The 23,361-nt window shown below is 30.9% G+C and carries 20 protein-coding genes; 7 read left to right on the plus strand and 13 right to left on the minus strand.

All coding sequences use genetic code 11. The features are described 5' to 3' along the window. Nucleotides 1–247: 247 nt before the first annotated feature. Nucleotides 248–823, plus strand: coding sequence for a hypothetical protein (locus AC5M21_RS13630; protein WP_008788948.1), 576 nt, complete (start codon nucleotides 248–250; stop codon nucleotides 821–823). A 31-nt stretch (nucleotides 824–854) separates the two neighbouring features. Here the strand turns inward: AC5M21_RS13630 and AC5M21_RS13635 are convergent, their stop codons facing one another. The 4 genes from AC5M21_RS13635 to AC5M21_RS13650 are packed head-to-tail and all read right to left on the minus strand — an operon-like array spanning nucleotide 855 to nucleotide 2,962. Beyond that, complete coding sequence (locus AC5M21_RS13635) at nucleotides 855–1,394, minus strand: RNA 2'-phosphotransferase (RefSeq protein WP_008788949.1); 540 nt, start codon at nucleotides 1,392–1,394, stop codon at nucleotides 855–857. Continuing rightward, nucleotides 1,391–1,918 carry a ribonuclease M5 gene (gene rnmV, locus AC5M21_RS13640; RefSeq protein ID WP_008788950.1) on the minus strand — a complete coding sequence of 176 codons (528 nt, stop codon included), beginning with the start codon at nucleotides 1,916–1,918 and terminating at the stop codon, nucleotides 1,391–1,393. Before rnmV ends, AC5M21_RS13635 begins: the two co-directional genes overlap by 4 nt. 56 nt (nucleotides 1,919–1,974) lie before the next feature. Next, complete coding sequence (locus AC5M21_RS13645; RefSeq protein ID WP_008788951.1) at nucleotides 1,975–2,412, minus strand: hypothetical protein; 438 nt, start codon at nucleotides 2,410–2,412, stop codon at nucleotides 1,975–1,977. Between the two features lie 55 nt (nucleotides 2,413–2,467). After that, nucleotides 2,468–2,962: a superoxide dismutase family protein gene (locus tag AC5M21_RS13650; protein ID WP_008788952.1), complete on the minus strand. Its 495-nt coding sequence runs from the start codon at nucleotides 2,960–2,962 to the stop codon at nucleotides 2,468–2,470. A 99-nt stretch (nucleotides 2,963–3,061) separates the two neighbouring features. On the opposite strand from AC5M21_RS13650, the gene AC5M21_RS13655 reads away from it, so the two are divergent. Next, on the plus strand, nucleotides 3,062–3,748 hold the full coding sequence (locus tag AC5M21_RS13655) for a YjjG family noncanonical pyrimidine nucleotidase (RefSeq protein WP_008788953.1): 687 nt from the start codon (nucleotides 3,062–3,064) through the stop codon (nucleotides 3,746–3,748). 27 nt (nucleotides 3,749–3,775) lie between these two features. On the opposite strand, the gene AC5M21_RS13660 is transcribed toward AC5M21_RS13655, so the two are convergent. Further along, nucleotides 3,776–6,154: a YhgE/Pip domain-containing protein gene (locus AC5M21_RS13660; protein ID WP_117599002.1), complete on the minus strand. Its 2,379-nt coding sequence runs from the start codon at nucleotides 6,152–6,154 to the stop codon at nucleotides 3,776–3,778. 150 nt (nucleotides 6,155–6,304) lie between these two features. Here AC5M21_RS13660 and AC5M21_RS13665 point away from each other — a divergent pair, with 150 nt between their 5' ends. From AC5M21_RS13665 to AC5M21_RS13675, 3 genes are all read left to right on the plus strand, one after another. After that, entirely contained in the window at nucleotides 6,305–6,730 is a 426-nt protein-coding gene (locus tag AC5M21_RS13665; protein ID WP_008788955.1) for an Rrf2 family transcriptional regulator, read from the plus strand. 75 nt (nucleotides 6,731–6,805) lie between these two features. Further along, nucleotides 6,806–7,822, plus strand: coding sequence for a M42 family metallopeptidase (locus tag AC5M21_RS13670; protein WP_493531510.1), 1,017 nt, complete (start codon nucleotides 6,806–6,808; stop codon nucleotides 7,820–7,822). Nucleotides 7,823–7,916: 94 nt separating this feature from the next. Continuing rightward, nucleotides 7,917–10,121 (plus strand): bifunctional diguanylate cyclase/phosphodiesterase, encoded by a 2,205-nt coding sequence (locus tag AC5M21_RS13675; protein ID WP_117599001.1) that lies wholly within the window; start codon nucleotides 7,917–7,919, stop codon nucleotides 10,119–10,121. Here AC5M21_RS13675 and AC5M21_RS13680 read toward each other — a convergent pair. From AC5M21_RS13680 to AC5M21_RS13710, 7 genes are all read right to left on the minus strand, one after another. Then, nucleotides 10,118–11,089: an alpha/beta hydrolase gene (locus AC5M21_RS13680; RefSeq protein WP_117599000.1), complete on the minus strand. Its 972-nt coding sequence runs from the start codon at nucleotides 11,087–11,089 to the stop codon at nucleotides 10,118–10,120. The two genes, AC5M21_RS13675 and AC5M21_RS13680, sit on opposite strands and share 4 nt — an antisense overlap. A 65-nt stretch (nucleotides 11,090–11,154) precedes the next feature. Beyond that, on the minus strand, nucleotides 11,155–12,558 hold the full coding sequence (locus tag AC5M21_RS13685; RefSeq protein WP_236916408.1) for an ABC transporter permease/substrate-binding protein: 1,404 nt from the start codon (nucleotides 12,556–12,558) through the stop codon (nucleotides 11,155–11,157). Nucleotides 12,559–12,718: 160 nt separating this feature from the next. Continuing rightward, a complete protein-coding gene (locus AC5M21_RS13690) occupies nucleotides 12,719–13,840 on the minus strand; it encodes an ABC transporter ATP-binding protein (protein ID WP_117598999.1) in 1,122 nt (373 codons plus the stop codon). A 423-nt stretch (nucleotides 13,841–14,263) separates the two neighbouring features. Beyond that, the gene (locus tag AC5M21_RS13695; protein WP_017144003.1) at nucleotides 14,264–14,899 is read right to left on the minus strand and encodes a hypothetical protein; all 636 of its coding nucleotides are present in this window, start codon (nucleotides 14,897–14,899) and stop codon (nucleotides 14,264–14,266) included. A 145-nt stretch (nucleotides 14,900–15,044) separates the two neighbouring features. Beyond that, nucleotides 15,045–15,503 (minus strand): DUF1307 domain-containing protein, encoded by a 459-nt coding sequence (locus tag AC5M21_RS13700; RefSeq protein WP_008788964.1) that lies wholly within the window; start codon nucleotides 15,501–15,503, stop codon nucleotides 15,045–15,047. 110 nt (nucleotides 15,504–15,613) lie between these two features. Then, nucleotides 15,614–19,837: a 2-hydroxyacyl-CoA dehydratase gene (locus AC5M21_RS13705; protein WP_008788965.1), complete on the minus strand. Its 4,224-nt coding sequence runs from the start codon at nucleotides 19,835–19,837 to the stop codon at nucleotides 15,614–15,616. 100 nt (nucleotides 19,838–19,937) lie between these two features. Further along, nucleotides 19,938–20,369, minus strand: a complete 432-nt coding sequence (locus AC5M21_RS13710; RefSeq protein ID WP_008788966.1) for a MarR family winged helix-turn-helix transcriptional regulator — start codon at nucleotides 20,367–20,369, stop codon at nucleotides 19,938–19,940. Between the two features lie 134 nt (nucleotides 20,370–20,503). Here AC5M21_RS13710 and AC5M21_RS13715 point away from each other — a divergent pair, with 134 nt between their 5' ends. Then, nucleotides 20,504–21,808 (plus strand): amidohydrolase, encoded by a 1,305-nt coding sequence (locus AC5M21_RS13715; protein ID WP_017144005.1) that lies wholly within the window; start codon nucleotides 20,504–20,506, stop codon nucleotides 21,806–21,808. 54 nt (nucleotides 21,809–21,862) lie between these two features. On the opposite strand, the gene AC5M21_RS13720 is transcribed toward AC5M21_RS13715, so the two are convergent. Continuing rightward, nucleotides 21,863–22,516, minus strand: a complete 654-nt coding sequence (locus tag AC5M21_RS13720; protein WP_008788968.1) for a YggS family pyridoxal phosphate-dependent enzyme — start codon at nucleotides 22,514–22,516, stop codon at nucleotides 21,863–21,865. A gap of 128 nt (nucleotides 22,517–22,644) precedes the next feature. Here AC5M21_RS13720 and AC5M21_RS13725 point away from each other — a divergent pair. Continuing rightward, nucleotides 22,645–23,361: hypothetical protein (locus AC5M21_RS13725; protein ID WP_493531511.1), on the plus strand; the 717-nt coding region annotated here is incomplete at its 3' end.

A 23,361-nucleotide genomic window follows, 5' to 3' on the forward strand; every position in this document is an offset into this window, starting at 1 on the left:
CTTTTTTTATTTACACTTTTTTCAACTTTTATAAGTACATTATACTTCGTATGACGGATATATGCAATAAGCAAATAAAAACTATAGTCATTTTCTTTGACAGAATATCAAAGAGATAAACTCATTTTATACTATTATTTAATAAAGATATATTTTTTAATTATTTATTGACATCAAGATATTTATGAATATAATAAGTCATAACATGTGTCATGACACATGTAAATAAATATAAGGGAGAGGTTTTATGAATACACATAAAAAAATATACACACTAACACTTTCAGCTATTTTAATTGCTGTTGGAACAGTCATTCCATTATTTATGCCTAAGGTAATTGTTGGTCCAATGTCATTTACATTAGCATCACACGTTGCAGTTATGCTTGCTTTGTTTATTTCACCTTCTGTCGCTGCTGCAGTAGCTTTAGGAACAACGCTAGGGTTCTTAATCGCAGGTTTCCCATTTGTAGTTGTTCTTCGCGCTTTAACACATGTTGTTTGGGCTCTTGTAGGATCTTTGTATGTACAAAAACATCCAGAAACTTTTCAATCACCTGCAAAATCAATTCTCTTTAACTTAGGTATTGCCTTATTACATGCAATTGGTGAAATGATTGTTGTCGTTCCATTCTATTGGGGTACTGGTATGGATATGCAAACATTCTGTTATATGGTCTTTGGACTTGTTGGTTTAGGTACAATCATTCATAGTTCTGTTGATTTTATGATTTCATTAGTGACATGGAAGGTACTGAGCAAAAATTCTAGTATTGCAAATATTTCTAATGTTAAAAATGTATATTTAATTAAAAATGCATAATAAAAAGCAGTAGGTATCAGAATATTGATTTCTACTGCTTTCTTTCTTCAATATATTGTGGGGGTATGGTTTCTGATAACCATACTTTTTCATTACCTAAATAAAATGCGACACCATCTTGAAAAGCAGATTGGGCGTTAATCATAAGAATAACAGGTTGAGTATCATGACGCATTCCAACTTGTTTCGCCGTTTCTACATCCTGTGATAAATGGACATACTGTCTACTCATGGGTTGAAGACCAGTTGTCAAAATAGAGGATACAAATCTTCTTGCTGTACCATGATACAATACTTTTGGAGGGATGTTCCTTTGTTTCATAATTTTCTTTGAAAAAGAATGTCCATAATAAGCTCTTATTCTATGATTTTTCAGTTCATATCTTTCTTTCTCAGACTGTTGCATAAGTGCTACAATATCCTCTTCTTTTAATAATCCAAATCGACTCTCAAGAGCATTTAACAAATCACCTACATCAACCCATCCTTCATTATCAATATCAAGATTATATTTTTCAGGATGATGTCTTAAAACATAAGATATTTCTTTACCCAATTGAACATAATTCATTTTGACTCACCCAGTTTATTCAAAATATCTTGTTTTGTGATACGTGCAAGATTAAGTCTTTTAAACAATGTTTTGGCATTTCCATAGCCCAGATGAAATAAGTCATAAATCTGTAAACGTCTTGCCTTATCACCAATGATATCTAATGATATAAATTCTTTCCAAGAAATGGTTTCTTGATCATTAGAAAAAGTCACAAGATTTTCTAGAGCACTAATTATTGCTTCTTCTCGTGCTTCAGCAATTCCTAACTTCTTGTCACCAATTGCATCTTTTTTATTTACAAAAGCATGTTTAGCTTCTGGTACTCTTTGCATAATCTTGTTTCTAATTTGCATGCCTGGATAGTCAGGATCTGTAAGGACTATAACACCTCTAGATTTTTGCGCTTGCTCAATTAAATCAAGAACTGCATCATCAATAGCTAAACCATGTGTTTCAATTGTTTGAACATCAAATAATTTTTGAATTGTTGCTGTATCTGTTTTTCCTTCAACAATAACAACTTCTTTTATTGTTTTCATATCATCACCAAACTTATTATAACGAGAAAGTCAAAAAAAAGAAAGCCCTCGCTTTCTTATTTTAAACCTCTAAAAACATTCATGATATCATCTGATAAACCATCAGAAACAATAACATAATGATCATTCACTTCTACATTTGAATCTTTATCATTCATACGAATTTTCTTTTCTTTCATAATTCTATTCAATTCATCACCATCTTCAAAACGATAAACATCAATATTACCATTTTCAGTCGCATAACGATAACCTTCAGCACCACCAATTGTTGTCGCATCTAAAGAAGTTTTATTTGAATAGTTGACATTCTTTCCTTTTAAATCAGATTCAAAACGATCAAACCAATTATCATTAGTATTTGTTTTGTTGTCATTTGTATCAGTTACATTGTTGTTATTAGCAGTATTGTTATCATTGTTGTTTTTCTTATCGTCATTCCCACAACCAGCTAATAATGTAACACACATCATTACCATCATTAATTTTTTCATTTTTTTCTTACCTCCATATACTTATATCATGTACAAATATTTGGAGATTATACTCTTATTTTGAAAAAAATTTGATTTCACCACAAGCAATTTTACCGCCAGAATTTCCAGAAGGCTGCGTATGAAAATCATCAGGATGCTCATGAATAACAAGTGTTCTATTCACAATATCCTGTGGCTTAAATTTATCTATATAAATCATTCCCCATGCCATTCCTTTTGTTGCAAATAAAGGTGGTAAATCACCAAGATGATAAGGATGTTGTGTTTGATTTGGATTGAAATGTCCTTTCGTTTTCTCATAAGGAACCTTTGTATCATTTATACATGTATTTCCTTCATGAATATGAAATGCATAAATACCGCCAGTATCTTTTGAACTTTTTGGTAAACCATTAATTTCATATATCATAATAGTTCCACCTTGATAAGGATAAAAACATACTGTTCCTGATATGTCTTCTCCTATAACATAAGCAAAAGTCATTGGTTTTTCATTAATAACTGTTGTTAAAATACGTGTTGTTGTTGAAGTAGGTTTTATTTCCATTTTTATCACCAACCTACTATATGATTTATATAGTAAAAAAAGAACCAGTTTTAAACATATATAAAATCATATATAATAAGAGAAGAATGGAGGAGTTATATGTCTAAATACACTACATTGTTGTTTGATGCTGATGGAACATTATTGGACTTTAATGAATCAGAGCGTCAAGCATTAATAAAGACTTTTCAAAAATATCATCTTTTTTTCAATGAAGATATTAAAGAATTATATGAAAAAATAAATGCTGAATTATGGAAACAGTTTGAAAATGGTATTATTGACAAAAAAACTGTTCTTTATACACGTTTTGTTAAACTTTTTCAAAAATTAGATATTCAACTTGATGGAATTGCATTTGAAGATGATTATCAAAATGAACTTGGCAAAGGAGCATTTTTACTTCCTCATACAAGAGATGTATTAGAACATTTATCTAAGTACTATGATCTTTATATTGTAACGAATGGTGTTTCAAAAACTCAATACAATCGTTTATATAAAAGTCATATAGATAAATATTTTATCAATATATTTGTATCAGAGGATATTGGTTATCAAAAACCAATGAAAGAATATTTTGATTATTGTTTTGCAAGAATATCTGATTTTCAGCTTAAAAAGACATTAATCATAGGAGATTCATTATCAAGTGACATATTAGGAGGCATTAATGCTGGCATAGATACCTGTTGGATTCATACAGCCCATACGAATCATACAACAGATATCATTCCAACTTATTCCATCAGAGATTTAAGAGAATTATATGATATACTAAAATAATCCGGACCTTATGATCCGGATTATTTACTATTCATGTTTTTCAAATGCTTGAGGAATAAGATGCTTTTCTCTATTTTTCTTAAAATGATAATACAAAATTGTTAAAACTGAGCATCCAATTAAAATTCCAACAAAGACTATAACTTCTGTTGTAAGAGAAGCATTAGCCATACTAATCACTTTTCTGAACCCATTGACACTATATGTGTAAGGAACAAAATTATGAATAGCCTTAAAGAATCCAGCAGATGTTTCTAATGGATATGTTCCTGCTGAACCACCCAAGTTAATAATCATAAAGACAAGTAATAAAAATTCTCCTATATATCCTGTAGTTACATTTAATAAAACAATTAATGCCATAAAGGCTGCAGATACAAGGATTGCAAATAAATAAGTCTGCATTAGTTGTTGTGGTTCAAATCCATTGAAGATTCTTAAACAACTGATCATAACTATAGCTGCAATTGTCGAGATAGTAAACATGACAGTTGCTTTTGATAACCAATATTTCCATCCTGATTCAGCTTCTTTTGCACCTTCTAAGACTGGATACATAAGTGTAAATGCTAATCCAGCAACATAAAGAGCTACACTCATCATATAAGGTGCCATAGCATGTCCGTTATTTTCAACAGTCGATATCTCATTATGAGTTGTATCAACAGGTGAAGCCATCATATCAAATGTTGAATCTGTTGTTGTCATCTTGCTTTTATCAGCACCATCCTTTAAACTTGTGTTTAAAGTTGATACACCCGTTTTAACAGTATTTAAACCTGTCCCTAGTGTATGAGACCCATCAGCTAATTGATTAGCACCACTACTGATTTGATTAGCACCAGTTGACAAAGCTTTTGACCCATTTAATATTGTAGAGTTATTAGAAACTAAAGCTGATGTCCCTTTATATAAATCTGAAGCACCAGAGTCTAATGCTTTGACACCACTCATTAATGTTGGTGTTTGCTTAACAAGTAACTCTGTTCCTTCAGCCAATTCTTGGCTACCTTTGGTCAAAAATTGGTTGTTTGCTGTTAAATCCTTTAATCCATTATTTATTTGTGATGCTCCTGCTAAATAACTTTTAACACCATAAACAAGACTTTGTTTTTGATCAACAGTCACTTGAACAGGTTGATGTTGTGAATTAAGAGTTGTATAACTGCCACCATTAACTTTTGCATTGAGTTCTTGAGTTCCTGGTTTCAGTTGAGTCTTCACAGCGGTGTTCAGTTCACTTACACTATCATTCATTTGGAGTAACATCTTCTCAAAAGATGGCAGTTCAGTTGTGACTTTCCCACCAGTTATTGAACTTACAGTTGCTGCATCTAAACCAGAATCTTTCAAACTATTTGCTAAAGCAAGATTGCTACTCTTAAGTGTATTATAGAGTTCAAGGTAGCTTGACAAACTCGTCTGTGCAGCTGATACTTTACTTTCTAAATCATTCACTCCAGCAGATAATGTTTGAGTTGCCTGACCAAGTGATTCTGTTCCTTTTTGTAATACTTGGTTATTTCGAATCAATTGTTGTGTACCTTCATAAGCCTGTTGGGCTCCTGCTGTATATTGATTCACACCTGTCTGTAATTCCTTTGCACCTTGATTCAAACGATTGACTCCTGTTGCTAATACACCAGTTGAATCATTTAATGTGTCTAAACCATTTTTCAATGTATAGACACCATTATTTACAGTGATAATACCATCAGTATAATCTTTCAAGCCTTTTGTAAGAGTTGATGCACCATCTTGAAACGTTAATGAACTTGATGCTAAAACTTTTAGGTTATCAGAAATTGTTTTATTTCCATCACGCAATTGATCAACACCATCAGTTAATTGATTTGTCCCATCACTTGCTTCTCCCAATCCATTAGATAAAACTGAAATTTGTTTAAAAATCGATTCTGCATATGTTTTTGTGACCGATGAAGAAACTTCTGCTTTAATCTTTGCAATTGCTGAATCATCCATTTTTGAAGCAATATAGTTGGTTCCTGGATTTGTTGTATAATTCAAGACCATTTTTTGTGGTTGCTTATCTAAAAGTGTTGTGGCATTTTTAGAAAAATCATTTGGAATTGTGATAATCATATAATATTGACTATCTTCTAATCCTTTCAATGCATCAGACGCATTCACAAAATGAAATTCCATAGAGTCATTGTCCTTGAGATTCTTAACAAGTTCTTCTCCAACAGCGAGACTTGCATCATTGTAAATAACTTCTTTATCTTCATTAACGACTGCTACAGGAATCGCCCCTGAATTCCCATAAGGATCCCACATAGAACCTAGGAAAATACAGGCATAAAGACTTGGTATAGCAATAATAGCTACCATAACAACTTTGATCCAAGTATTATGGAAAATATTTTTCCATTCTTGTTTCACCATAAAAATCCTTCTTTCTTTTTTCTATAGACATTCAATATCTATGGATATATAATGTCTATAGAGTATTATAGTAAATTGATATGAAAAGTCAACTCTTTTAGATACAAAATATGTTTTTTTTGTTAAAATAAAGAAGAAGGTGGAGAGAGTATGAAGATAAGGCAAAGTTTTGAGCAGGCAATATGTATACTACTATTAATTGGAGCAAGTGAATCTCCTATCAAAAGTCATGAGTTAAGTGATAAATTAGATGTATCTGACTCTTATTTGAAAAAAGTGACAAGACAACTTGTTGTTGCAGGACTAATTACTTCAAAAGCAAGTAAATTAGGTGGATTTGTATTAAAGAAGAGATTAGAAGATATTTCTTTCTTTGATATTTTTGAAGCTATTGAAGGGAAAGAGAAGTTTGTTGAAACAACTCATCTTGTAGAAAAGGTTTTTGATCCCTCTTTAAAGGTAAAAGAAACGGAAGCAGTTATTGTGGATCACTTGAATAAAGCAGAAGAACAATATAAAGCGAAACTTCGTGAGATTACATTAGATCATATCTTAAGTGCTGCACATTCAATTTAGAAGAAATTCATTTTTCTTCTTTTTTAATGCAATAAATATGATATGATTATATGCATAGTATGGAGGAATAAGACAATGAATAATTATATATTACAAATATTAGAGGATATTATGGCAATTGATAGCCCTTCTGGCTATACTAAAAATGTTATAACTTATTGTGAAAAAGAGGCTCATCAATTAGGTTTTCAAACAAAGAGAACAAATAAAGGTAATTTAGAAATTTTTGTTGATGGGAAAGATGATTATACAGTTGGATTTTGTGCTCATGTAGATACATTAGGTTTAATGGTTAGAAGCATTCGAAATGATGGAACTTTGGCTTTTACAAATGTAGGTGGACCCCTTGTTCCAACATTAGATGGTGAATATTGCAAGATTATAACAAGAGAACAACAGATTTACACAGGCACTATTCTTTCTAATTCGCCTGCTGTTCATGTTTTTAAAGATGCAAAATCTTTAGAAAGATCTTGTGATACAATGCATATACGCATTGATGAAATTGTCAAATCAAAAGAGGATGTTGAAAAATTAGGTATTCAAAATGGAGATTATATTGCAATTGATACAAAAACAACAATCACTGATTCTGGTTTTATCAAGTCACGTTTCTTAGATGATAAAATGAGTGTTGCAATCTTATTTGGTATGTTAAAAACATTATCTCAAGAAAAAATAAAACCGCTACATAATCTCGTGTTAATGATTTCAACCTTTGAAGAAGTTGGTCATAGAAGCAGTTATGTTCCAGAATATATTAGTGAACTGATTGCTGTTGATATGGGATGTATTGGTTTAGATCTTGCTTGTAGTGAATATGATGTTAGTATCTGTGCAAAAGATGGAAGTGGTCCATATGATTATGATATGACAACAAGACTCATTGAGCTCGCCAAAAAACATCAATTACAATATGCAGTTGATATTTATCCATTCTATAGCAGTGATGTCTCAGCGGCATTGCGTGGTGGAAATAATATCAAAGGTGCTCTCATTGGACCTGGTGTAGGTGCTTCACATGGTATGGAAAGAACACATATTCAAGCTGTTGAAAACACCTTAAAACTTATCCTTGCTTATATCCAATAACTCTTTCAGTTTGAAAGAGTTTTCTTTTTTTGTATATTTGTTCGTGCTTTTATAAATATAATTTTATATAATAGAGGAAAAGGCTGGTGATATTGTGCGAAATCCATTAATGAAGAAGTCTATTATTATAACAATTATTTCACTTGTTATATTTAGTTTTTTAGCAACTCTTTATACAAACAATTTATCACGTAATCTATATGATGAAACTAACGAGTTCCTCAAGGAAATAGCTATCCAAACTGCATCATCAATCAATAACAGAATGAATGAAAATATTACTCAGCTAGATACAATTGCTTTAATGATTCATACCAATAATACAGTTGAAAAAAAATTACTAGATTATCTCAATGAACTTGCTATTGAAAGTAACATTAAGCGTTTTGGCATTGCTGATCTTGCTGGTAATGTGAGAACATCTGATCAACAAGTTTTTAACATCAAAGATCGAGACTATTTCCAAAAATCACTTCATGGTGAAAAAGTTAAATCAAATAGTATGAAAGATTTTGTAGATGGTGAACAGATTATTGTTTATTCCGTTCCTTTATATAATAAAGATGATCAGATAAATGGTGTGTTTTTTGCAACTTATGATACCGTTAAATTATCGAAGACACTAGACAATGCCTCTTTTAACAATACTGGATATTCATTTATATTTAATGAATCAGGAGACATTATTCTTTTATCTACACAAGCAGAAGATGTTAAGAATATAAAAACTATTCAAGATTTGTCCCAACAAAAAGATATTAAGATTGAAAGTATTGATAAACAAGGTTCTGGAATTATAAGTTTTACTGATCATAACAATTCTCATAATTACTTTACATATGCCAATATTAAAAATAACGACTGGTTAGTAGCTTCAGTTTTCCCTCAAGAAGTTGTCACTGATAGAATACAAAATTTAATTATAACAGCTTTTATTACATGGTTACTCATTGGTTTAGGAAGTGCTTTTCTATTAAGTTATACTTACTTTATCCAAAAGAAAAATAAACTTCAGCTTACAAAATTAGCATTTGAAGATTCACTAACTCAGCATTATAACTTTAATAAGTTTATTGAACTTTGTAAAAATAATTCACATTTAGATCAATATGTCCTTATCAATTGTGATATTAAAGGATTTAAATGGTTTAATGAAATCTATGGTGAAGATATTGCAAACAATTTATTAATGACAATTATGAAATGTATAGATAATAAATGTCATATGGATGAACTATGCTGTCGTCAGAAAGATGATCACTTTGCTATTCTATTCAAAAAGAATAATCCTGATAAATTAAGAGAGAGATTATTTAATTTAGCAGATCAGATTCGTTATGAATTTAATAAGCTCCAGGCGACTTCACAATTTTATTTTCATTTTGGGGTTTATGAAATTATTGATAAAGATATTGATATAAAAGTTGCTTTTCAAAAAACTCAATATATTAAAAATGATTTTAAGCAATTATCACAAGATGATGTCATTCTTTATCAAGAAGATGTTTTCCAAAAAGATTTACATGATCAACAAATAGAAAAAGATTTTCTTAATGCTTTAGAAAATCAAGATTTTAAAGTATATATTCAACCAAAAGTTGATATCAAAACAGGTAATGTATTAACTGGTGAAGCACTTGTCAGATGGCAGAATGCTGAGCATGGTTTAATTTCTCCAGGAGTGTTTATTCCAATCTTTGAAAAAAATGGAATGCTAGAGTCATTAGATGTATATGTTTTTCAACAGATACTACGAACTTTAGAGCATTGGCGTCATAATTATCATAAAGATATTGGTATTTCAGTAAATGTTTCAAGAACATATTTATTTAATGAGGGATTTATTGATCAGTTTATTCAACTGGTTCTTAGGCATGATATCCACCCAAGTCAAATTGAAGTCGAAATTACTGAAACAACTGCTTTAAATCACAAAAGTGAATTAATTGATATCTTAAATAAACTACGTAAACATGAAATCAGAGTTGCTTTAGATGATTTTGGAAGTGGTTATTCATCATTAAACATGTTAAAGGATTTCCCTATTGATGTTGTAAAAATCGATCAGGAATTCTTTAAAACAACATCATCAACTTATTTAAGAAGTCATATTATTATAGAAGAAGTTATTGAATTATGTCATAAATTAAATATTGTTGTTGTAGCGGAAGGTGTTGAGACACAAGAACAAAAAGATTTCTTAGTAAAGCATCATTGTAATTATATTCAAGGATATTATTACTACAAGCCCATGCCAATTCAGGAATTTGAAGATTTGTTTATCAAAAATGCTGACTAGTTTGTCAGCATTTTTTCATTTATAAAAGAAAATACCTTATTCCAATAATTCTTGGGATTATAATTTCGAGCCTCAGCATGACCTGCCTTATCAACAACAAATAAATCCTTTTCACAAGTTGCAGCGTCATAGCATTTATAAACCATTTCTGTTGGAACAAAATCATCTTGACCACCATGAATAAATAATATTGGTTGTTTCGACTTCTTAACCTGCTCTATACTAGATGCATCCTTAAAATTATATCCAGCTTTCATTTCAGCTACAATATTAGAAATATCTAAAATTGGAAAAGTTGGCAATGAGAATTGATTCTTTAATTCACTTGCAAAAATATCCCACACACTTGTATAACCACAATCCTCAATATATCCAATGACATGTTCTAACTGATCCCCTGAACACATCATTGCTGTAGCACCACCCATAGAAACACCATGTAAAACAATTTGTGCCTGCGAATCACGTTTGACTATCCATCGTACCCATGAAGCAATATCCTCTTTATCTAACCATCCCATACCAATATAATCTCCCTGACTCTTACCATGCGCACGATTATCTGGCAAAAGGACATTCCAACCAGCCTCAGCATATCTAGCACCATATGACATCATTTCAGTATTCTGAGATTGATAACCATGAATAACAATAACCCAATTGTGAACATCTTTATTTTGATAGTATTGTGATTGTAAAAGAATATGATCAAAACTTGACACATTCATTGGTTTTGTCTTCTTTTGAAATTCTAACCCTTTTTGTGTTTCTTTGAGACTATTTTTATAAATCATCAATTCTTCTTGATTAAGCTCACTCTCATTTATTTTCTCTTGAACTTCTTCATTTGTGATATGAGGTGCTAATGCATAATTTACAAAATAACTTCCAATTCCATAACTAAGACTTAAGACAACACAAAAGATTATAAATATAATAAGTGGTAATTTCTTTTTCACAATTCTCATACTCCTTTTGAATCATTTTATATAATCTCATGATAATTATCAAGAAAAAGAGTAGATTATGATTTCTACTCTTTAATCAGTTGATGTTGAACTAAGAATTCTTTAGCAACATCTTTTGGTTTTTCTTTTAATTCATCAACACGATAATTTAAGTCAACCATAACATCTTCATTTAGATATTTTTGTAATTGATTGACAATAGGAATAATTTCTGGAAATTCTTTTTCAATTCTTTCATTGATAATTGGGATTGCATGATATGGTAAAAAGAATGAGCGATCATCTTTTAAAACCTTTAAATCAAATTTCTTTAATAATCCATCTGTTGAATACGCATCAATAACATCACACTCATGGCTTGTAAGAGCAGTATATCTAGGAGAACCATCAATAGGTATAATATTCTTAAATTGAATTGGATATGATTTTTGCAATCCTAACCAGCAATCCTTTCTTTCCATGAAAGTTAACGTTGGTGAGAAAGTCAGTTGCTTAGAAACTTTACATAAATCACTTATAGTTTCAATATTATACTTTTTCGCCAAGTCTTTATCTATGGCAAGAGTATACGTGTTATTGAAGCCAAGTGCATCTAATACTGTTAAATGAAATTGTGATTGAAATTCTTCTTTAACAGTCTTATAAACTTCATCAACATCACTATTAGGCTCAAGTCCTAAGATACTACCATAGATTGTTCCTGTATAGTCTATATACATATCAATATCGCCACCCTTAATAGCATCTAGAACTATCGAACTAGAGCCTAACGAGAGTGCTTGTTCAACTTCAACATCACTATTACCTTCAATTAAATATTTTAACATATAGTTTAATGTTTCTTGTTCAGAAAAATCCATACTTCCTATTTTTATTTTTTTACTACTATTACTATTTCCCATATTTGTATAAACAAAACTTCCTGCTAATCCAAGACATGTTAACACAATGATAGTCTTATCAACAATTCCTTTAAAAACTGACCTTGGTTTAGCTAATTGGAAACTCTTAGGTGTCACTAATCGTTCTAAAATAGAGAAAATATAATCTATTAATAACGCTAATATGCAGGCAGGAATAGCACCAGCTAAAATTTGATCTGTATTTGTTGTTCGAATACCAGCATAAACAAGATATCCTAAGCCACCTGCACCAATAAATGCAGCAAGTGTCATAAGTCCAACAGAACTCACAGCACTAATTCTAACTCCAGCCATAATAACCGGAGCTGCTAATGGAATCTGAACTTTATATAAAACCTGTAATCTTGTTAATCCAATTCCTTTGGCAGCTTCTAATGTTTCTTCGTTAATACTATCAAGACCAGCAACAGTATTTTTTATAATTGGCAATAATGAATATAAAATCACCATAACAATTGCCGGTTTTGTTCCTATCCCTAATAATGGAATCATAAACCCTAATAATGCCATTGATGGAATTGCCTGAATTAAATTTGCTATAGCCATAACTGGCTTTTTAGATGGTTTAAAATAAGTAATGGTATACCTAAGGGTATCCCTACAACTATTGATATGATAATAGCTAGCACTGTTAATTGGACATGCTCTACAAACAACCCTAAGATAGTTGAAATGTTTTGGATAAAATAATTAATAAATCCAGTCATTATTCTCCCTCACTTTCATCATACTTCTTTGATAGAGTTGTAACTAATGTACTCTTTGTAATTAAACCAACCAAATGCCCATCATCTACAACTGGAATCGTATATTTATTTTTTTGTCTCGCAATATTTAAAATATCAACTATTGAATCATCAGACTGAGCAGTTACACAATCCGTTTGCATAATCTCATCTACTCTTTTTCCTTTATTTGATTCATCTGCTACTTGATCCGCATAAACCATTCCCATAAATGTATGTTTTTTATCAACAACCATTAAACTATCAACACGATAATTAAACATAATATTTAAAGCCTTGATACATTTTAAAGTATATGGGCAAACAATTGGTTCATCAATCATAATATCTTTTGCTTTAATAAGTTCAGGAGAATCCCAAATACGTTTCTTTCCAACAAAATTTAAAACAAAATCATTGGCTGGATGTTTTAGAATTTGTTCAGGTGTGTCAAACTGCTGGATTTTACCATCATTCATAATACATATACGATCCGCTAACTTAATAGCCTCTGCCATATCATGTGTCACAAAAACAATTGTTTTCTGAAGATTATTCTGCAATGCTAAAAGCTCATCTTGAAGCTGATTTCTTGTAATAGGATCGAGTGCACTAAATGGTTCATCCATTAATATAATATCTGGTTCACTTGCAAAGGCTCTTGCAACACCTACCCTTTGTTGTTGTCCTCCACTCATTTGAATAGGATATTTATCTAAATATTCATCTGGATCTAGTCCAACCATATCTAAAACCTCTTTGACTTTAAGAACAATATGAGGATCTTTTTTATTTTTTAATTTAGGTATAAGTTCAATATTTTCTTTCACTGTCATATGTGGAAATAATCCAGTTTGCTGAATAACATAACCTATTTTTCTTCTTAAATCTATTTCGTTTTCTTGACTAATATCTATATCATTTACTAAGATTTTTCCTTTTGAAACCTTAATGAGTTTATTAATCATTTTTAATACGGTTGTTTTTCCACAGCCACTTGGGCCAATAATACAAACAAATTCCCCATCATTGACTGTAAATGATATATTTTCTAAAACGTGCTTATCTTTAAATGATTTATATACATTCTGAAATTCTATCATCAAATCACTCCCTTCATATTTTATTATACACTTTTCATGTGACTCATTTGTGAATTTTTGATCATTATTATTGTATATATTATTTATCATAACTCAAATTTGTTTATTTTGCAAATTCTTGAAATTTATTTATTAAAAACAAAAATATGAAACGTACAAAGATGTTTACTATGTACAAGTAACTATTTCTCTATAAATATGATTATTTCCAATAAAACTTTTGTTAACAACCTCTCTTTAGGCTTCCTTTATATCGACAAAGTCATTCATAGAATTTTATTGACCTCTTTACTAAGTTGTGTGATGCATTGTACTAGATTCTATTAATCATCATACTTTCTGTATAACTGTTTAAACAATAGAAAGAAAATTATTGAAAAAAGAAAAAACATAAGTACAATAAACTTATGTTTTCTACTCATTTTATTGATAAACTTGAATTTTTGAAATCAACCAATTATCCCCATCTGCCACAACAGTAAATAACATTTTTTCTTTAGATTCTTTAATGGTTTTAATTTGTTCTTTCATACTTGCATATAATTGCGGAGCAATATCTGCATAAATCTTTTCTATCATGGCTTGTTGCCCTTTAGATTTATAAAGTTCTTGTAATTCTGAAAGATGCTCCTTTTGGTATTTTTCAGCAATTGTAGACATTTCAGATGTTGAGAAATTGAATCCTTTATAATCTTTCATTGTTGCATCAACTGTTATAGTATAATTATCATCTTTCTTTTCAGCCTTTTTAATTTCATAAGAAACAAACAATGTAGAGAATACCTCTTTCATAAAAGAATCTGTCTCATCTACGAAAACCTGACCAAATTTCTTAGGATCACGATAAGCATCTAACCCAGAAATCATACTTGTTATGTCCTTTAAATCTTGATTATCCTTAGTACAGATAGTCGTAAGCTTATCCATGTCTGCTTCCTTAAAATACTCAAAAAAATGTTTAACAACTGCTTCCTGTTTTTCTGTAGAATCACTTCCTCCACAACCAACAACACCTACAACCATTAACAAACATATACACACTTTTAAAAATCTTTTCATAATATCCCTCCTCAATGACATATTATACCATATTTTCACATAATATGATAATCTTTAACAAATGATGAAAACATTAATATCTTATTTATATAACAATAAATATCCCATAACATCAAAGGTATGGGATAAAAATAGTTATTTCATTTTATTTTTTAGTTAGCCCAGAACTTTCTAAATTCTTTACTGTTTGTTCATAACTCACATAAAGAATTTTACCATCTTCTTTAGTACTTGTAATTAATTTAGCAGTTTTTAAAGCATCAAAATCCGCATTCTCATAATCAATAACAGTTGTTTCACTAATTGTATCATCAGTTATATCAGCTTTATAAGTCACACCTTTGATATCATATAATTTTTTATATTGTGCTACAGTTTGTTCCATTAAATCTTTTGTAATTCCCAAATCCTTAAAGTTCATTTCAGATACTGATGTCTGTTTTAAAACACGATCACCTGAATAATCAATTGTATTTGAAACCTTAACTCCATTGATCTCACCTTCATATACTGCTGTCTCAGTTTTCGAATTTCCTCCACCACAGCCACTTAATACTACAGCAGCCATCATTATACAGATTCCCATTTTTAATAATTTCTTCATAATATCCTTCTCCTTTATTTTGTAATTTTATAATAACATAATATCACATTGAAGTCCACTATTGTCACAAAGTTATCTAAAAAGGGAATACATATGAAAAGAATATAAAGTTAATCCTTTATATTCTTAAATGCAGTTGATAACATCAACTTAATTCTATTTAATTGATTGACCTCACTTGCACCTGGATCATAATCAACAGCCACAATATTACTTTCGGGATATCTCTTACGTAATGCTTTAATAACTCCTTTACCAGTGACATGGTTTGGTAAACAGGCAAATGGCTGCATACAAACAATATTAGGAGCACCTTCTTCAATTAATTCAATCATTTCACCGGTTAAGAACCACCCTTCACCAGTCATATTTCCCATTGAAACAATTTCAGTTGCCTTTTTAGCAATTTGATCAATAGGATGTGGTGCATCAAAACGCTTTGATGCTTTTAATGCTTTTATCATATCCCTACGTAAATAATCTACAAACCAAATTGCAAAATTACATAATAAGACTGATGACTTTTTAACATCAAAATGTTCATGTTCATACCAAGTATTATAGAAACAGTATTGGAAAAAATCTATAAGATCCGGCATAACAGCTTCACCACCTTCAGCTTCAATAATATCAACAATTTGATTATTAGCAGTAGGGTGAAATTTAACCAATATCTCACCAACTAATCCAACGCGTGGCTTTTTAATGTCTAGCAATGGTAACTCATCAAAATCTTTAACAATTTGATATACATTCTTCTTAAATTCTTTCATATTTCCATTCTTAACATTTTCTTGGCATTTTGCTACCCATGATTCATAAAGTTCATTTGCTGATCCAGGAATAGCCTCATATGGTCTGACTCGATAAAGAACTCGCATAAATAAATCTCCATACATAGCTCCAATGATAACTTTTTTAGCAACCTTATATGTAATTTTAAACCCTGGATTGCTTTCTAAACCTGATAAGTTTGCTGAAATAACAGGAATGTGTTCCATACCAGCATCTTTTAATGCCTTACGTATAAAAGCAATATAATTCGTTGCTCGACACCCTCCACCTGTTTGAGAAATCATTAATGCAACTTTATTTAAATCATATTTGCCACTGTTTAAAGCATTCATCATTTGTCCAGTTACCAATATACTTGGATAACAAGCATCATTATTAACGTATTTTAATCCTTGTTCAACAGCATCTTTATCAACTGAAGGTAAGACAACAAAGTTATAACCTTCAGAATTCATAGCAGTTTCAACGAATTGGAAATGCAATGGTGACATTTGTGGGCAAAGAATTGTATAACGAGCTTCTCTCATTTCTTTTGTAAATGGAACTTTTATTTGTTCATATTTCTGATTTAAATTGATGATTTCTTCTTTCTTTTCAAGGGTTGCTTTTAAAGAACGAATACGAATACGAATGGCACCTAAGTTACTACCTTCATCAATTTTAATTAATGTATAAATCTTATTTCTAGCTTTTAAGATTTCTGCTACCTGATCAGCTGTTACAGCATCTAAACCACAACCAAATGAAGTTAATTGAATAAGCTGTAAATCATTCCGTGATGAAACATAAGATGCTGCCTTGTATAGACGTGAATGATATGTCCATTGATCAACAACTCTTAATTTTAAATGTTCCTGATCCAAATAACATACACTATCTTCACTTAGAACAACAAACCCTTCACTTGTAATTAAATCTGCAATTCCATGATTAATCTCTGGATCAATATGATAAGGACGACCAGCCAAAACAATTCCCTGTAAATGATGTTCCTGCATATACTCCATTGCTTTTAATCCTTCTTGACGAATATCTTCCTGACAACGATTTAATTCTACATATGCTTTATCTATAGCAATTTGTAGTTCTTGATCACTCACATGGAATTCTTTTAATTCTTCTTTTAATACATGAAACAGAGTTTTAGGATTATTTAATGATACAAAAGGATTTTTAAAACATATATCATTATGATCTAGACTATCAACATTATTTTTTATAACTTCTGGATAAGAAGCAACAACTGGACAATTATAATGATTTCCTGCTTCTTCATTTTCTAATCTCTCATAAGCAACAGATGGATAGAAGATAAAGTGAAGCCCCTTTTCAATCAGGTTTTCAATATGTCCATGTGTAATCTTGGCAGGATAACATGCACTTTCACTTGGAATAGATTCTATTCCTTTTTCATAAATAGCTTTTGAAGAACGTGCTGATAAAATAACTCTAAACTTTAATTCAGTTAATAATGTATGCCAAAATGGATAATTTTCATACATATTTAATGCTCTTGGAATTCCAACCATTCCTCTTAACGCCTCTTCCTCTGAAAGTGAGCGATAATTAAAAACTCGTCGATATTTATAATCAAAAAGATTTGGTAACTTTTTAGATACTAATGGTAAATTTGCTCCACGCTCGCATCTATTTCCACTAATATACTCTCTTCCATCATTAAATGTTGTAATTGTTAACATACAATTATTTGTACATTTGCCACAATTTTTCATAGCATTTGTATATGTTAGCTTTTCTAATTCAGTGAGTGATAAAATTGTAGAACCCTTACCATCATCTTTATCCATTGCGATTGTTGCCATTCCATAGGCACCCATTAATCCAGCAATATCTGGTCGAATAACTTCTATATCTGCTTCTTTTTCAAAAGCACGTAAAACTGCTTCATTATAGAATGTCCCACCCTGAACAACAACATTTTTACCAATCTGTTCTTTATTTCTTAATTTAATAACTTTATAAAGAGCATTTTTAATGACCGAATAAGATAAACCAGCTGATATATCAGCTAATGAAGCACCTTCTTTTTGCGCCTGTTTGACTTTTGAATTCATAAAAACAGTACAACGACTTCCCAAATCTAATGGATGATTTGATAATAACGCTAATTCTGCAAATTCATCTATTTTATATCCTAAAGAATGAGCAAATGTCTCCAAGAATGAGCCACAACCTGATGAACAAGCTTCATTTAGTGTAATATCTTGAATAACATCATCTCTAATAGTAATGGCCTTCATATCCTGACCACCAATATCTAAAATAAAGTCCACTTCTGGTTGAAAATGTTTGGCAGCAGTATAATGAGCAATTGTTTCAACCTCTCCAATATCTACTTTAAGTGCAGCTTTAATAAGAGCTTCTCCATAACCAGTAACACCAGCTTTTTTGATTTTACATCCTTCTGGAATCATTTCATAAACTTCTTTCATAATTCTAATAATTAAATCTAATGGATTACCTTCATTTGAATTATAGAAAGAATATAAAATAGAACCTTCATTATCTATAAGAATAACCTTTGATGTTGTAGATCCAACATCAATACCTAAATATATATCACCTTTATATTTTTTTATATTTTTCTTTTTTGTCATTGCTTGAAGATGTCTTTCTCTAAAGCCTCTTAATTCATCCTCATTATGGAATAATGGTTCCAAAGTATGTACTGCTTCATTTCCTTGATTCTTCAACTCTTTCAAACTCATAATCAACTGTTGTAAACGAAGACTTGTTTTAACCTCTTTAGCATTTAAACATGCTCCCATAGCTACAAACAATTGAGAATTATCAGGAAAAATAACTTCATTATCTTTTAAATTTAATGTATCTATAAAACGTGCACGTAACTGATCTAAGAAGTATAACGGTCCACCTAAGAAAGCAACCTTCCCTTTAATAGGTTTTCCACATGCCAACCCACTAATTGTCTGATTGACAACAGCTTGAAAAATTGATGCTGCAATATCCTCTTTTTGAGCACCTTCGTTAATTAAAGGTTGGATATCTGTTTTAGCAAAAACACCACATCGTGAAGCAATTGGATAAATTCTGTTATAGTTCTTGGCATAATCATTTAAACCTGATGCATCAGTTTGAAGTAATGTTGCCATCTGATCAATAAAAGCACCTGTCCCACCAGCACAAGTTCCATTCATTCGTTGTTCTAATGAACCCTCAAAATATGTAATCTTAGCGTCTTCCCCACCAAGTTCAATGGCAACATCTGTTTCTGGTATATATGTTTCTATTGTTTTTGTACAAGCTATCACTTCTTGTACAAATTGTATATTTAATGATTCAGAGATTGATAGACCACCTGAACCTGTAATGACTGGATAAATAGCAATATCTGAATACTTTTCTGATATGTCCTCTAATAATGTTAAAATAGTATTTCTTACATCCGAATTATGCCTCACATAATTTGAATAAAGACACTTATCATCCTCATCTGTTAAATATGCTTTCACCGTTGTAGAACCTACATCGATTCCTAAATAATATTGACTCATCATTGTCCTCCTAAAACCATTCCTATTACCTGCTATTTTTCCGCAAAATACTCCACAAATACTAACTGAATGTGAAGATAATTTCAATCATGATGCTTAAAAACTAGTCCATTTCCTTAAATATATCAGTAATCTTCTTCATTATCCTCACATACTCCTTAGCATCTTTCTCACCAAGTTCTGATAACATTCTTGTGACATGGGATAAAACATCATTGTATCTCTGTAAGCAGAATGATTGCCCTTTTGGTGTTATATAGACATGTATTTTTCTTTTATCATCAGCATCAGACATACGTTTAACATACTCTTTACGACATAAACTATTAAGGATAGCTGCTACACGTGATGTATTGATATCAAAACGACGACTAATTTCATATGCATTCGCGCCATCTTTTTCTTTTAACAAATACATCAAAACAGCAATTTCCCCCTTAGCAATCTCAGATATATTATATTGAATCAAACGCCCACGCTGTTCACCTATAATTAAATATTCAATTAACTCATTTGCATAATTCTGAAATTCCATTTTTAATACCTCACACTATGAGCATTTTATACCTCTTGTCATAATTTGTCAACGCTTTAAAATTTTCATTTTCATTCTTTAGAATTGATGTTCATATTTGAAATTGATACAATAGAGAAAAGGAAGTGAAATATATGTATCAAAAAATCAAAGAACTTTCGCATTCTTATTACTATGACACAGTCAAAATACGACGTGATCTTCATAAATACGCTGAACGTGGTTGGTTAGAAACACGTACTGCATGCCTTATTGCAACCCAATTGGAAGAATTAGGATACGAAGTTCTTGTTGGTGAAGAGATTATGAAAAAAGAAGCCCGCATGGGTCTTCCACCAGAAACAGTTCTTCACTTAAATTATCGCCGTGCCCAAAAAGAAAATGCCAATCCTAAATATTTAGAGAAAGTCAAAAACGGAATGACTGCTGTAGCTGGTGTTCTTAAGAATGGAGAAGGTCCTACAATAGCCTTAAGATTTGATATAGATGCTTTAGGATTAATTGAAGAAACCTCTCAACATCATTATCCTTTTCAGCAAAGGTTTTCTTCTTGTCACATCGGTGCAATGCATGCATGTGGACACGATGGACACACTGCTATAGGTTTAACTACAGCTCGCATACTTATGGAATTGAAAGATAAACTTCATGGCACTCTTAAAATTATATTTCAACCAGCTGAAGAAGGAGTACGTGGTGCTAAATGCATTTGTGAAAGTGGTTTTTTAGATGATGTTGATTATATTCTTGCTGCTCATATTATGCCTCAAGAACATAGAAAATATGATCTTTATTTAGGCATGGATGATTCTTTTGCAACTACAAAACTAGATGTCACTTATCATGGTATATCTACTCACGCTGCAGAGTCACCACAATTTGGTAAAAATGCATTATTGTCAGCTGCTAACTGTATCCTCAATCTTCATTCCATTCCACGTAATAGCGATGGTTGTACTCGTGTCAATGTGGGGACAGTTCATGCAGGAACAAGCAGAAACGTCGTTCCTGAAACTGCCAAACTTGAGATAGAGGTTCGTGGTGTTACAAGTGAATTAAATAGATATATGGAAATTTATGCCAGAGATATTATAAAAGGTTCTGCTTTAATGCATGATACAGTTGTTGAAATTGAAGAAATGGGAAAGGCATATGCACTGAAATGTGATAAATCATTGATGGATAAAATACGTTCTATTTGTGAAGAATATATGCCTGATTTAAAACTATCTAAGCGAGACTTAAGCCCATTAGGTGGGAGTGATGATTATTCTTATATGATGGAAAGGGTGCAATCTCATGGTGGAGTTGCAACTTATATGAAGTTCCTAACTCCTATGACTTCGTCACCTCATAATGACTCTTTTGATTTTGATGAAAAGGTTCTCGAAAAAGGACCTAGAATATTTGCCAGTTTGGTTTATAATATAATGCAATAAAGTCTATCTCGTCGGATAGACTTTATTACATTATATATTCATAACCTTTGCATTTCATGACTGTTCATCTTTAAATAAGGCTCGACCAATTCTCACAAAAGTGGCACCTTCTTCTAAGGCAATGTGATAGTCTTCTGACATACCCATTGAGAGTTCTTTTAATGGGTGATGTGGAAAGTCACGTTTTAATTTATGAAGAAGTTCATGAGTTTGCTGAAAATATGGTCTTGTTTGTTCAGCTTCAATGTGCGGTGCCATCATCATCAATCCATCCACAATAAGTGCACTACACTTTTGTATATACACCATGACATTATTCATCTCTTCAATAGTAAACCCATGTTTACTGTTTTCATTTGCAATATTTACTTGTAAGAGGATATGAATTTTTATATCTCTTTTGCTTGCCTGTTTTTCAAGTTCATCTATTAAACTATAACTATTAACAGAATGAATAAGATCAACCTTATCAATAATATATTTCACTTTATTTGTCTGTAAAGTCCCAATGAAATGCCAATGTCCTTTCCCATGATATTTTTCATACTTTTCCAAAAAAGCTTGAACCCTATTTTCACCATAATAAAAACATCCACATTTTTCTAACTCTTCAATTTCTTTTTCATCTATATATTTAGTTGCTGCAACAAGTGTTGCAGGTTTAATCTCTTCTAATATTTTATAAACCGCCTGCTGATTAACTATCATTTCAATTCACCTATCCTTATTATTATTTTATAACTTTTTGATAATTTTACTATAATTTTATGACATAATCAAAAAGAATTCACATATATGTGTTATGATTGTTATAATAAAGAAGGTGGGTGATGTGAGTGAATGATTTACTTGAAAGGTATTTAGGAGCAGTTTGTTCTTATTTTTTAGGTCCTAAAAGACATCGTGTTTATACAGATTTAAAAGAACAAATTCAAAAATCGGCACATCACTATGATGATTTAGAGGATTTACTCGTCAGTTATGGTCATCCACGAAGCGTTGCCTTAAGTTATGGCTATAGACCATTTCTACAACATATATATAATCCTAAAATCGTCAATTTTATTGAGAAAACTGTATTTATTGTTTCAGGAATATATTTATTCTTCTCTACACTTTACTATTTGCAACAATTAAATTGTCTGCCCTTCCAATCAACTGAGCATGTAACTGCAACGTTAAATACTTCAACACTATTAACATGGTTACTCTCTCATCCCTTCATTATTATGGGGAGTATCGCTGTTATATCTTTTATCGCACTCATCATTCTAGATTATAAAAACAGAGTAACTCAGGAAATTGATCCTTTATGGTCACTAGATAAGCTCTATAAATTGCCTCATCAGTCGCACTATCCTAGTCATATAGCTGAAACTGTTCTGATGATTATATTTACAATTTTTTTCTCAATTTATGCTATCTTTTTTTCTAGAGATATTATAATGCAAATTCAACATGAATCTTATCAGATGATTCATCTTATGACATATTTCTTTCAGCCATTTATTATGATTATCTTTGTAGATTATATAATTGACATGACTAAAAAA

This window comes from Coprobacillus sp., assembly GCF_984815275.1.

Bases quoted from the DNA above. Each gene is read 5' to 3' on its own strand.
- AC5M21_RS13705 (WP_008788965.1), bottom strand. From the start codon at position 19,837: ATGATGAGTCAATATTATTTAGGAATCGATGTAGGTTCTACAACGGTG.
- AC5M21_RS13655 (WP_008788953.1), top strand. From the start codon at position 3,062: ATGTCTAAATACACTACATTGTTGTTTGATGCTGATGGAACATTATTG.
- AC5M21_RS13630 (WP_008788948.1), top strand. From the start codon at position 248: ATGAATACACATAAAAAAATATACACACTAACACTTTCAGCTATTTTA.
- AC5M21_RS13685 (WP_236916408.1), bottom strand. From the start codon at position 12,558: ATGGCTATAGCAAATTTAATTCAGGCAATTCCATCAATGGCATTATTA.
- AC5M21_RS13670 (WP_493531510.1), top strand. From the start codon at position 6,806: ATGAATAATTATATATTACAAATATTAGAGGATATTATGGCAATTGAT.
- AC5M21_RS13715 (WP_017144005.1), top strand. From the start codon at position 20,504: ATGTATCAAAAAATCAAAGAACTTTCGCATTCTTATTACTATGACACA.
- AC5M21_RS13665 (WP_008788955.1), top strand. From the start codon at position 6,305: ATGAAGATAAGGCAAAGTTTTGAGCAGGCAATATGTATACTACTATTA.
- AC5M21_RS13695 (WP_017144003.1), bottom strand. From the start codon at position 14,899: ATGAAAAGATTTTTAAAAGTGTGTATATGTTTGTTAATGGTTGTAGGT.
- AC5M21_RS13635 (WP_008788949.1), bottom strand. From the start codon at position 1,394: ATGAATTATGTTCAATTGGGTAAAGAAATATCTTATGTTTTAAGACAT.
- AC5M21_RS13660 (WP_117599002.1), bottom strand. From the start codon at position 6,154: ATGGTGAAACAAGAATGGAAAAATATTTTCCATAATACTTGGATCAAA.
- AC5M21_RS13690 (WP_117598999.1), bottom strand. From the start codon at position 13,840: ATGATAGAATTTCAGAATGTATATAAATCATTTAAAGATAAGCACGTT.
- AC5M21_RS13645 (WP_008788951.1), bottom strand. From the start codon at position 2,412: ATGAAAAAATTAATGATGGTAATGATGTGTGTTACATTATTAGCTGGT.
- AC5M21_RS13700 (WP_008788964.1), bottom strand. From the start codon at position 15,503: ATGAAGAAATTATTAAAAATGGGAATCTGTATAATGATGGCTGCTGTA.
- AC5M21_RS13720 (WP_008788968.1), bottom strand. From the start codon at position 22,516: ATGATAGTTAATCAGCAGGCGGTTTATAAAATATTAGAAGAGATTAAA.
- rnmV (WP_008788950.1), bottom strand. From the start codon at position 1,918: ATGAAAACAATAAAAGAAGTTGTTATTGTTGAAGGAAAAACAGATACA.
- AC5M21_RS13680 (WP_117599000.1), bottom strand. From the start codon at position 11,089: ATGAGAATTGTGAAAAAGAAATTACCACTTATTATATTTATAATCTTT.
- AC5M21_RS13650 (WP_008788952.1), bottom strand. From the start codon at position 2,962: ATGGAAATAAAACCTACTTCAACAACAACACGTATTTTAACAACAGTT.
- AC5M21_RS13710 (WP_008788966.1), bottom strand. From the start codon at position 20,369: ATGGAATTTCAGAATTATGCAAATGAGTTAATTGAATATTTAATTATA.